The 10996-nt window shown below is 43.4% G+C and carries 10 protein-coding genes; 7 read left to right on the top strand and 3 right to left on the bottom strand.

The genetic code is table 11. The annotated features are described in order from the left end of the window. Positions 1-330 precede the first annotated feature (330 nt). The 3 genes from ACEW8F_RS03845 to ACEW8F_RS03835 all read left to right on the top strand — a co-directional run bounded on the left by ACEW8F_RS03845 (position 331) and on the right by ACEW8F_RS03835 (position 3116). The gene (locus tag ACEW8F_RS03845; protein WP_373482148.1) at positions 331-1497 is read left to right on the top strand and encodes a YcjF family protein; all 1167 of its coding nucleotides are present in this window, start codon (positions 331-333) and stop codon (positions 1495-1497) included. Then, complete coding sequence (locus tag ACEW8F_RS03840) at positions 1490-2614, top strand: GTPase (RefSeq protein WP_373482147.1); 1125 nt, start codon at positions 1490-1492, stop codon at positions 2612-2614. Before ACEW8F_RS03845 ends, ACEW8F_RS03840 begins: the two co-directional genes overlap by 8 nt. A gap of 64 nt (positions 2615-2678) precedes the next feature. Beyond that, positions 2679-3116 carry a flavodoxin gene (locus ACEW8F_RS03835; RefSeq protein WP_373482146.1) on the top strand — a complete coding sequence of 146 codons (438 nt, stop codon included), beginning with the start codon at positions 2679-2681 and terminating at the stop codon, positions 3114-3116. Between the two features lie 218 nt (positions 3117-3334). On the opposite strand, the gene ACEW8F_RS03830 is transcribed toward ACEW8F_RS03835, so the two are convergent. The 3 genes from ACEW8F_RS03830 to ACEW8F_RS03820 all read right to left on the bottom strand — a co-directional run bounded on the left by ACEW8F_RS03830 (position 3335) and on the right by ACEW8F_RS03820 (position 7325). Further along, the gene (locus ACEW8F_RS03830) at positions 3335-4603 is read right to left on the bottom strand and encodes an ammonium transporter (protein ID WP_373482145.1); all 1269 of its coding nucleotides are present in this window, start codon (positions 4601-4603) and stop codon (positions 3335-3337) included. Between the two features lie 152 nt (positions 4604-4755). Beyond that, on the bottom strand, positions 4756-5097 hold the full coding sequence (locus ACEW8F_RS03825) for a P-II family nitrogen regulator (RefSeq protein WP_304888102.1): 342 nt from the start codon (positions 5095-5097) through the stop codon (positions 4756-4758). Between the two features lie 188 nt (positions 5098-5285). After that, positions 5286-7325 carry a glutamine synthetase III gene (locus ACEW8F_RS03820; RefSeq protein WP_373482211.1) on the bottom strand — a complete coding sequence of 680 codons (2040 nt, stop codon included), beginning with the start codon at positions 7323-7325 and terminating at the stop codon, positions 5286-5288. Between the two features lie 569 nt (positions 7326-7894). On the opposite strand from ACEW8F_RS03820, the gene ACEW8F_RS03815 reads away from it, so the two are divergent. From ACEW8F_RS03815 to ACEW8F_RS03800, 4 genes are all read left to right on the top strand, one after another. Continuing rightward, positions 7895-8122: a hypothetical protein gene (locus tag ACEW8F_RS03815; protein ID WP_373482144.1), complete on the top strand. Its 228-nt coding sequence runs from the start codon at positions 7895-7897 to the stop codon at positions 8120-8122. A gap of 477 nt (positions 8123-8599) precedes the next feature. Further along, positions 8600-9928: a type I glutamate--ammonia ligase gene (glnA, locus tag ACEW8F_RS03810; RefSeq protein WP_373482143.1), complete on the top strand. Its 1329-nt coding sequence runs from the start codon at positions 8600-8602 to the stop codon at positions 9926-9928. A 35-nt stretch (positions 9929-9963) separates the two neighbouring features. Then, positions 9964-10536, top strand: a complete 573-nt coding sequence (locus ACEW8F_RS03805) for an ANTAR domain-containing response regulator (RefSeq protein WP_373482142.1) — start codon at positions 9964-9966, stop codon at positions 10534-10536. Between the two features lie 350 nt (positions 10537-10886). Continuing rightward, positions 10887-10996, top strand: a 110-nt coding sequence (locus tag ACEW8F_RS03800; RefSeq protein ID WP_373482210.1) for an adenylosuccinate synthetase, incomplete at its 3' end; no start/stop codon positions are given.

The raw sequence follows: 10996 nt of genomic DNA, 5'->3' as shown, positions 1-10996 counted from the left end.
TGTAAAAGGATTCTTTTTTGTGAGAAAGGAGTTCATGAAAAGATCTATGTTAAACCAAGGGATTATTGAGGGATAAACCCTTGGTGAAAACCCATACAAATAACAGGTGTGATGGATTACTGTGCTTAGTTTAACGCTGGTCTGTGGTCGGGTGTTGATTGTTCTGTGATAATCAGGTGAAGATTTTAATTAAAATGAAATTAACAATTCTCTGGTATAATGATTAGTAAAAAGCCGGATTTGTGAAGGATTAAACCCCTTGTTTAGGACAAGCGAGAAAAGTTGCAGATAATTAGCGTAACCAAGCAGAAATAAGAAAGAGGGAACATCATGAAAGACTATCGGCCCGACGATTTTGATTTTAAGAAAACCCTTGGCGAAATCAGTGAAAGTATCAAGAAACCAAATATTTTAATCTGCGGTGCCACCGGCGCCGGAAAAAGTTCGGTGGTGAATTATGTTTTTGGAGCAGCGGTAGCCCGCATTGGTCACGGCATTCCGGTGACCCGGGGAATTACCAAGTATCAGCGGGCCGATGCCGGAGTGGTGCTTTATGACACCGAAGGCTATGAAATCGGCACCGAAAAAATATCCCAGTACAAGGCCAATGTGGAAGGATGGGTCAATGAATTTGGCACGGTTGTTAACCCGGATAAAAAGGACGAAATCAGTCAGGGTCTGAGTAATCAAATTCATGAGGTCTGGTATTGCATCTCAGCCGGGAACAAACGGGTAACCGATATGGATATCGCTGTGATCCAGATGCTAAGAGCAAAGAAGCTGCCGGTGGCGGTGGTTCTGACTCAAATCGATAATCTTGACGCCGAAGAACTCCAGGCCATGGAAGCGGCGATCAGAAACCATTGCCAGGTGGAATTTTTCCGCACCAGTGTAGCCGATGACCCGGCGGTAAAAGCTGCTTTGCAGAATTATCTGCAATGGGATGAGATGGTCAGCTGGGCGATTGATCATCTCGATGAGTCTTTGCGAGAAGGGTTTATCAGTGCCCTGAAAGGAAATCTGGAGGCAAAAAAAAGGCTGATCAATCATCGGATCATTCCCCTGTATACCAGTGGCGCTGCCGGCGTAGCTTTAACGCCGATCCCTTTTTCGGATGCGGCGCTGCTGGTGCCAATCCAGATTAAGATGTCCCTGCACATTATGAAAACCTATGGATTGGACCAGAAGCTGGGGAACCTGTCATCGCTAGTGGGTTCGGTGGTGGTTTCTGAGTCTGGTCGATTGTTGGCCCAAACCCTCAGTGCCAACCTCTTTAAATTGATTCCCGGGGTGGGCACCGCCATTGGTACTACCGTTAACACCGTGGTGGCCTCCAGCTTTACCGCTGCCATGGGCTATGCCATTTCTGAGATCTGTTTTCGCTGCGCCACGGCAGTGTTTGAAGAAGGAAAAGATATTGAGTGGGCCGATTATTTTAACGGCGAGAACATTGCCAACCTGATGGCCGAATGGTTCAAGGTTTCCCGGCATGGATAAGGGTTGTGAGACCAATGTTCTGATATTAGGGAAAACCGGGGTGGGGAAAACATCGCTGTGCAATTATATTTTTGGCGCCGAAGTCATGAAAACCGGAGCTGGACGGCCGGTGACCGGGATGGGGATTTTTTCCGAAACGATCACTCTGAGTCCAACTTTGATCCTTCATCTTTACGACTCCTGGGGACTGGAAGCGGATAAATCCGAAAGCTGGAAAGCCCTGATCCAGGAGGTACTGGAGCAACATGATGTTCGCGAAATTAAGGATTGGTTTCACACCATTATTTATTGTTTGTCAGCCAAATCAGCCCGAGTGGAAGATTTTGATCTGGAAATGATCACGGCCCTGGGGAAGGATGGCAACCCGGTGCTGGTAGTACTGACCCATTGCGATGTGATGAATGTGGAAACCGCCATTGCGGCGATGCGAAAAGAAATCATAAAAAAGACTGGGGTGCGGAATCAGGATATTGTCGAGGTATCCAGCCACGCCAAAAAACTGCTCAGTGGCAAGACCACCCAGGCCTTTGGTAAAGAAAAAATCATCCATCGGATCAAGGTTAATCTGCTCGATTCCATTTCCGGAAAAATGCCGCAAATACTCACAACGATCGGCAAGGAGAAAATAAATAGATGGTTTATTGAGTGTCAGGAACTGGTTCAAAAGCATGTCGGTTTTTTAAACCCGACCTCCAGAAAAAAAGAAGCCAGTCGTAATGAATATTTTGATATCTACGCCCAGGAGATTTTCGACGAGATTGGCAGAGAGTCGGATGCTCTTTTTAACGAAGCCTATGATTTTTTTAGTGCCTTCAGCAACCAATTTTCAGGCAATGCGCTGGTGGAAGTGACGGATCAACAGCGCATTCCCCAAATCACCCATTTTCAGATTAAAAAAAGCGATAAAATTGGAACCTCAATTGCCGGGGCTGTTTTATTGGCGATACCGGTGATGGGACTGCTGGGTAAATTTGCCATCCAGGAAAAAACCCGGGCCTATTATCGGGAAGGACTACGACACAACAAGGCCTTGCTGGAAGACCATCTGCAAGTCTGCGTGGCAATCCTGTCTCAGGAATTAAAAAAAATTAATTCAGGATTGGAGCTTGAAGAATAACCAGCTGGTTTTGGGGTATATAATTAGACAACTGTAAATTCAAACATAAGAAGGAGAGACCGAAATGGAACTGGTAGATAAGATTGGCGTGATATATTGGAGTTATAAAGAAAGCACTGAGATTATGGCCGAAAAAATTTCAAATGGCATTGATGAAGCCGGCGCTAAAGCAATTTTAGTCAACGTGGTTGACTTTGATATTAACAGTATTGACAGCTATTACAAAATTGCCCTGGGTTGTCCGGCGATGGAAGGGGAAGCCCTGGAAAAAAGTGAATTCGAACCTTTTTTCAAGGAAATTTCCGATCATTTAAAAGGAAAAAAGGTCGCTCTTTTCGGATCCCACGGCTGGGGCGATGGAGCATGGATGCAGGAGTGGGAGAACCAGGTAAAGGATCTGGGCGCCATTCTTTTTGAGCAAGGCCTGACTATCTTAGGGGAACCCGATAAAGCGGGGCGCCACCGCTGCGTGGAGTTTGGCAAGGCCTTTGCTGAATTCTAAAATTGTGTTATAAAAGATAGCACTAAAACGAAGCATTAAATTTTATCATTGAATTTGATAAAAGCCCTGGAAGCAAAAACTTCCAGGGCTTTTTCGTTACAACATCAGGTGTACTTTGAATTCTATCAAACCAGGGCGGATTCTAAACAAGGGGGGTGTTTCTAATTCGCCCTAGTGATTTATAATGATTTTGAAAGGTGAAACAGTAAACCCGGGTTTTAGTTCATGCGGCTAACAAAGTCAGAGTAAGCTTCAATTCCGTGTTCATGAACATCAAGACCTTCAATTTCAACCACTTTTTCAACCCGGAGACCAACTGTTTTCTTTAGGCCATAGAAGAGAATGAAAGAAGTACCTAAAGTCCAGGCAGCAACTGAAACGACACCAATGGTTTGTACGATTAGTAGATCAATTCCACCGCCGTATAATAAACCCAGAATTGCATCTTCTGTGCCAGGCAGGTAGTTGGCAAATAAACCAACCATTAAGGTACCAGCGACACCATTCATACAGTGAACGCCAATGGCTCCAACCGGATCATCAATTTTTAATTTTTGATCGATGAAGGGGATACCGAAGGTGATGATCAGACCGGCAATGATTCCGATCACGATGGCGCCCCAGATGGTAACAACCAGGCATCCAGCAGTGATAGCAACCAGTCCGCCAAGGACACCATTAAGAGTCATTGAAATATCTGGTTTTTTGTAACGGGCCCAGGTCAGGAACATAACGGTTAATCCGCCAGCAGCGGCAGCCAGGTTGGTGGTCATGGCAATATGGCCAATATCTAAATTCACAGCCAGGGTACTACCACAGTTAAATCCGAACCAAGCAAACCAGAGAATGAAGACTCCAAGAGCACCTAAGGTCAAACTATGACCAGGTATGGCGTTGGCTTTGCCATCTTTGTTATATTTGCCAATACGGGGTCCAACCAGGATGGCGCCCATCAAAGCTGTCCAACCACCAACGGAGTGAACAACGGTAGAACCAGCAAAGTCAACAAAACCCATGGTGCCAAGGAACCCGCCGCCCCATGCCCAGTGTCCGACAACCGGGTAAATAATCAAGCTGACAAAGGCAGAAATCACACAGTAAACCGAAAATTTAGTCCGTCCGGCAACAGCACCAGAGACAATGGTGGCAGCTGTGGCACAGAAAACAGTCTGGAAAAAGATAAACAGTTCTGGGGTGACAGCCTCAAAAGCTGAAACGTTCGTCAGGTTTTCAGGATTAAAGAATCCACCCATCCCGATGAATCCGCCCACATCCGGACCAAACATAAAAGCAAAACCAAAACAGAAGAATAGGATTGAACCAATCATGAAATCGACAAAGTTTTTCATGATGATGTTCCCGGCGTTTTTAGCCCGGGTAAAGCCGGTTTCAACCATTGCAAAGCCAGCCTGCATAAAGAAGACTAATACTGCTGCCAAAAATACCCAGACAATATCGATATATTGTTGTAGTGCTAATAATTCCATAATAATAACCTCTCTCGTTAAATTGAATCACATAAAATAAATCACATAAATGGAATAGAAGTAATCAATTAGGGTATAAAAAAAGAAGATAGCCTTAATTACTCATTAAAACCTATCTCCTTTGATAGTTTAGATTACTTTCCCTATTCATATTATATTGCATCAACTCCATGATCGCCGGTACGAATTCGAATAACATCAGCGACATCGTATACGAAAATTTTTCCGCCGCCAATTTCGTCATCAGCTGCCAAACGGTCTTTGATGATCTTAATAATAATACCTGCAGTTTCAGCATCAGTTACTGTTTCCACCTTGATTTTCGGAAGAAAATTAACGGTGTAGGCCGTCCCACGATAGGATTTTTGATAACCCTTCTGGTTTCCGTATCCCATAATATTGGTAATCATCATCCCCTGAACATCACAGGTATTGAGAATTTCTTTCAGGTCTTCCAGTCTTTCGGGTTTAATGACTATTTCAAGCTTTTTCATATGAACCTCCTTATAGTTTAACATGAATGGATAACGGGGAGGGGTATAAACCCCCTAACCCCGATTATTTTTGTTCAAGTGTAGCAAGCGGCTTTGACGAGAAAGCTCGCTTTCGCAGGCAAAGACATTTGCTGCACAATCAGACGAACGTAGTGAAACGAGCGAGTTCTGATTGGTTGGTGTTTTAATTATACGTAGAATAAAATATCTTCGTAAGTTGGGAATGGCCAGTATTTATCAGCAACAATTTCTTCAAGGGAATCAGCTGTCACTCGCAGGGTTTCCATGGCCGGAATAATTTTTTCACAGGAATAGTTGGCTTCAGCCTGAGCGGAGTCACAATCCTCGATACCGGCAATAGTGGCTTCAAGGCCATCAATGGCTTTGATCAGGTCACCGGAAAGCTTAGATAATCTTTCGACCAGGGTAGCTTCTGCTGAAACGTCGATGGCTTCGCCACAGGCCTTTTTAGCAATCAGGGTATCAACAACTTCTTTCGTATAGGTAACAACAGCCGGTGAGATATCACGTTTAGCCAGGTTAAGCATCGTTAAGGCTTCAATATTGATTGTTTTGATGTATTCATCCAAATGAATTTCATAACGAGAGTCCATTTCGGCAGGAGTAAAAATATTGTGTCGTTCAAAAAGGGCAACATTCTTTTCAGAAGTAAATTCAGCTAAAGCTTCCGGTGTTGTCTTTAAGTTTGGCAGACCGCGTCGAGCCGCTTCTTCAACCCATTCATCAGAGTAGTTATTACCATTAAAGACGATATTCTTACATTCTTTAACAGTATTTTGAAGCAAGGTATCCAGAGCGGTATCAAAATCGTCGGCTTTTTCCAGCGTATCCGCATAGTCTTTCAATACATCAGCAACAATCGTATTGATGGTAATATTAGGACCAGAAATCGATTGGTTGGAACCCAGCATTCTGAACTCAAATTTGTTACCGGTAAAGGCAAATGGGGAGGTTCGGTTTCGGTCGGTGGCATCGATGATGAATTTTGGTAAGCTGTTAACCCCAAGTTCCATGACCAGATCTTTCGCTTCTTTAACTGGTTTGCCAGTTTCGATGGATTTTAAGGCGGCTGTTAATTGTTCGCCCAGGAAAACGGAAACAATGGCTGGTGGTGCTTCATTGGCGCCCAGACGGTGGTCATTACCGGCACTGGCGACCGTAATTCGCAGCATTTCACTGTATTTAAAAACAGCTTCAATAACAGCGCAAAGGAAAATTAGAAATTGCTTGTTTTCGACAGGATTTTTACCCGGTTCCAATAAGTTTTCGCCGGTGTTGGTGGACATCGAGAAATTATTGTGTTTTCCTGAGCCATTGACAAATTCAAATGGTTTTTCATGTAACAGACAAGCCAGATCGTGACGGTAAGCAACGCGTTGCATGAATTCCATAATTAACTGATTATTGTCGGTGGCAATATTGGTGTTGGCAAAAATTGGTGCCAGCTCGTGTTGCGCCGGGGCAACTTCATTATGTCGTGTTTTAGAGGCAATGCCCAGGCTCCATAATTCCTGATCCAAGTCAGCCATATAAGCAGCAACTCGACCGCGAATCTTACCAAAATAATGAGTTTCCATTTCCTGGCCCTTCGGTGGTTTGGCACCAAATAAGGTCCGGCCGGAAAGGATCAAATCCTTACGTTTTTTATACATTTCCCGCTCGATCAGGAAGTATTCCTGTTCAGCACCAATGGTGGAAGTTACTTTTTTGACATCATCTTTCCCAAATAGTTTCAAAATACGCACAGCATGAGTATTCAGGGACTGCATCGATCGTAACAGTGGTGTTTTCTTATCAAGTACTTCACCAGAGTAGGAACAGAAAATGGTGGGAATATATAGGGTCGTTCCTTTAATAAAAGCATAGGACGTTGGGTCCCAGGCGGTATAGCCCCGCGCTTCAAAAGTTGCCCGAAGTCCGCCGGAAGGGAAGGAAGACGCATCTGGTTCGCCTTTAATAAGTTCCTTACCGGAGAATTCCATAATAACCTTACCGTCTTCAGTTGGGTTGATAAAGGCATCATGCTTTTCAGCAGTGATACCAGTCATTGGCTGGAACCAGTGCGTATAATGAGTCGCACCCAATTCTAAAGCCCAATCTTTCATGGCGTTTGCCACAACTTCAGCGACGTTTTCTTCCAGAGGTAAATCCTCTTTCATTGTTTTTAACAGCGAAGCGTAAATATGCTTTGGTAAGCGCTTTCGCATGACACCGGAGTTAAAAACTTTTGATCCGAAAAGTTCGGATACATTCTCATAAATTGGCACGTGTGTTTCCTCCTAAAATATAATTTGTATAATTATAACATACATGGCACCATTGTCAGATATGTTACAATAAAAGCTGAGTAAAATCAAATCGAAGGTTTCTATTAATTTAAGCGAAGGCCTTCTTTCTGACAAGATATAAATCTTCAGATGATGAATCTCATCTTAAAAGATGGGTAACTGTTTTTTGGAACCCGCGAAGGGTGCCGGAAAGTGGCTAAAAAAAAAGCGCCTCAGAAAGTTATCATTACACTTTCAAAGCACCATTGCTATCGTCACTCTCGTGGCAGTTATCACTATTTAAATTTAAGCTTATTATAGACGATGAAAAGGCTCTTGTAAAGTAAAATTTACAACAAATTGTATGTAATGGTTATCAATTTATAAAGGTGCAGGAATGATTTACAAAGACTAAAGCCTACTATAATATATATATAGTATTATCAGTATAAAATATTCTAGGAAAATAAATGTCAGAATAGACTGCTTAAATGAAAGGAGCAACAAATATGAGTATTAAATTTGAAATGGATGAAGAAAAACATATCAAGGTGCTGGATGCCTTACTAGGCGATGCCGATTTGATGATGGCTTTAAATGCCGCCGAAGACTTTGAAGCCGGCTATCGGCTGGTGGCTGAAAGAGTACCGGGATTAACCCTTGAGGAATTTGCCGGCTCGATGGAGATGATGCGACAAATCGTCATGGCCCAAATGGAAAAAGGTCCGGTGCAATAAGTACAACCGCTCAAACTGCGAAAACCCCTTTAAGCTGAAAGTTTAAGGGGTTTTTAGTGATAAATAGAAACTGAAAACCTTGTCACCTAAAATAAAACAAAAATAAATTGAAACCGCAGCGGAAATATGTTTTAATGATAAGACTAGTCACAAAGTACATTGTATACAAAAAATAAAATAGGAACAGTTATCAAAGAACAAAGGCGTTCGATCCTCCTGAAATTTTCAGATTGCAGAGGGGATCATTTAGTATGCTCTTTTTTTATTTATTGGTAGGCAATGGGGTAAATTCGTGTGGAGTTATCGGGCGAATGGGTATAAAACACAAAGAAACCGCAAGGTTTGTGTGAGCCGGTTTAAAAGACTGAGACAATGATAACAAAATTAATTTAAAGAAGCGGCAGTACAGATAGATTAATGCGTAAAGTATAGAAATAAATCCATGCTGTTTCGGATTAAAATAAGTGGAGGTTTAGGATGAGCTTAGCGAAAAATATAATTGAAGCGATGAAATTTATTGAAGCGAATGATGTAAAATTTATTCGTCTTCAGTTTTGTGATCTCTTTGGACAAAATCGGAATATTGCCATTACGGCAATGCAGATGGAACGAGCTCTGGCCAGCGGGATTCCCTTTGATGCCTCGTTAGTGGTGGGATTTCCTGAATCCCGGGATACCGATCTGGTCTTGTTTCCGGACATCAGTACCATTCAGCTCTTGCCCTGGCGTCCTCAGCAAGGGAAGGTCGCCAGAATTATCTGTGATATCAGATACCCCAATGGCGATATTTTTGAAGCAGACAGCCGCTATATCTTAAAAGAAACCATTAACCGGGCCAAAGCCCTGGGGTACGAATTTAACACCAGCGCGGAATGTGAGTTTTATCTTTTCAAACAAGATGAAAACGGCGATCCCACCACCATTCCCACTGATCAGGCCGGTTATTTTGATTTGGCGCCTTATGATCGGGGCGAAAACACCCGCCGAGAAATTTGTCTGACCCTCGAAGACATGGGTTTTGAAATCGAAAGCTCGCGGCACGAAGCTGGTCGGGGACAGCACGAGATTGATTTTAAATACGACGATGCCCTGTGTTCAGCAGACAAGATCATGACCTTTAAAACCGTGGTAAAAACCGTGGCGCAAAGAAATGGGGTGCATGCCTCATTTTTACCAAAACCGCTGATGGAAGAACCGGGCAGCGGCATGCACATTCATGTGTCGCTGCTAAAAGACGGACAGGATATTTTTGAAAATAAAGACGGCATTTTGGGCGAAGAAGCGCGACAATTTATGGCCGGAGTACTGGCCCACGTTAAAGGCATGACGGCCATTGCCAATCCGCTGGTTAACAGCTATAAACGCTTAACCGGCGGTAAGGAAGCGCCCCGGCACATCGGCTGGGGCTTTGGCAACCGCTCACCACTGATCCGGATCCCGATGGAGTCCGATGAGTATTATCGATTTGAACTGCGGGGGCCAGATCCCACCTGTAATCCCTACCTGACCTTTGCTATTATTCTGGCGGCCGGTCTTGAAGGGATTGAAAAGAAGATGACGTTAATGGATGAATTAAAACTGGATGAAGATGAAATAACCAGAGATCCCATGGCGGTTAAAAACATTCAGGAGCTGCCCATCACCTTAATGGATGCCCTGACTGAAATGAACGCCGATCCCTTAATTAAAACGGTGCTGGGAGAAGACCTGGCCGAAAAATATATTGAACTGAAAACAGCCGAATGGATGGACTATATTAAAACCGTTCACCCCTGGGAAATTGATCGCTACCTCTTAACTTATTAAACCGAAAAAACTTAAAAAGTCAGGAGGTGAAGGGGATGAGCAGCGTATTATTGGTATGCAAGCAAGATGACGTTATCCGTGGGCTGGCCGATATTCTGCGCCCGATGAATTTTCAACTAATCGACTCGGCCAATTCGGCCGCCGAAGGTCGGCGGAGACTTCAGGAAATTGAATATGACCTGGTGATCGTGAACACCCCTTTAGGTGATGAATTCGGTGTGGATTTTGCTGTTGATATTCTTGAAAAATTCATGGTCGGGGTGATTCTGATTGTCAAAAGCGAACTGGTCGATCACGTCGAAGAAAAACTGACCGAAACAGCGGCGTTTGTGGTCCCTAAACCCCTGAACCGGCAGCTGTTGGTTCAAAACGTTCGCTTTGTCTGTCAGTCCCGGGAAAAAATCCAGAAGCTGCAAAGTCAGAATCAGGCCTTGAAAGCAAAAATTGATGACCTTGGGGTTGTCTACCGGGGGAAACTGTTCCTGATGGGGCATCTGGATATGACCGAAGATCAGGCCCATCGCTATATCCAGAAGAAGGCCATGGATATGCGGACATCGCCCCGAAAAGTGGCCGAACAGATCATCAAAACCTATGATAAAAAGTAGCGAATAAAAATAGTCAGCAAATTGAGCTTCATGACGAGATAAATCCTTGTTATGAAGCTTTTTACATGATAAGCTTTAAGAACAGAAGATTGGTTTAAGTGTAATCCGGCTTAAACGATGAAAAGAAAAAATGTAAACAATATCATTGAAAAAATTAAAAATATGTGGAACAAATCTGATGGCTTTATGTTATAATGCTCTGGGAAAAAATGATCCCATAAATTTTATATTTTAAAATATTTAAAGATGCTAATAAGTGGTGTTCGATCAAAGCCCTCTGATGAAAATGGATACAATCCAGGCGTACAGAGGTGTTTCGGGTCTGAGGTTGATGGAAGGAATGAGAATAGATGTCGATTTCTGTATTAGTTGGCGCCCAGTGGGGCGATGAAGGCAAAGGCAAAATGGTGGATTATTTCGCCAAACAGTCTGATTTAATTGTTCGGTTTCAAGGGGGCGA

This window comes from Acetobacterium sp. (genome assembly GCF_041752335.1).
In the GTDB taxonomy this organism is placed as follows: Bacteria; Bacillota; Clostridia; order Eubacteriales; family Eubacteriaceae; genus Acetobacterium.
Note: the sequence above shows the minus strand (reverse complement) of the source record. Positions and strands in the feature narration are given on the sequence as shown.

Excerpts from the sequence above, each read along its gene's own strand:
- ACEW8F_RS03845 (WP_373482148.1), top strand. The coding sequence starts at position 331 with ATGAAAGACTATCGGCCCGACGATTTTGATTTTAAGAAAACCCTTGGC.
- ACEW8F_RS03840 (WP_373482147.1), top strand. The coding sequence starts at position 1,490 with ATGGATAAGGGTTGTGAGACCAATGTTCTGATATTAGGGAAAACCGGG.
- ACEW8F_RS03835 (WP_373482146.1), top strand. The coding sequence starts at position 2,679 with ATGGAACTGGTAGATAAGATTGGCGTGATATATTGGAGTTATAAAGAA.
- ACEW8F_RS03830 (WP_373482145.1), bottom strand. The coding sequence starts at position 4,603 with ATGGAATTATTAGCACTACAACAATATATCGATATTGTCTGGGTATTT.
- ACEW8F_RS03825 (WP_304888102.1), bottom strand. The coding sequence starts at position 5,097 with ATGAAAAAGCTTGAAATAGTCATTAAACCCGAAAGACTGGAAGACCTG.
- ACEW8F_RS03820 (WP_373482211.1), bottom strand. The coding sequence starts at position 7,325 with ATGCGAAAGCGCTTACCAAAGCATATTTACGCTTCGCTGTTAAAAACA.
- ACEW8F_RS03815 (WP_373482144.1), top strand. The coding sequence starts at position 7,895 with ATGAGTATTAAATTTGAAATGGATGAAGAAAAACATATCAAGGTGCTG.
- glnA (WP_373482143.1), top strand. The coding sequence starts at position 8,600 with ATGAGCTTAGCGAAAAATATAATTGAAGCGATGAAATTTATTGAAGCG.
- ACEW8F_RS03805 (WP_373482142.1), top strand. The coding sequence starts at position 9,964 with ATGAGCAGCGTATTATTGGTATGCAAGCAAGATGACGTTATCCGTGGG.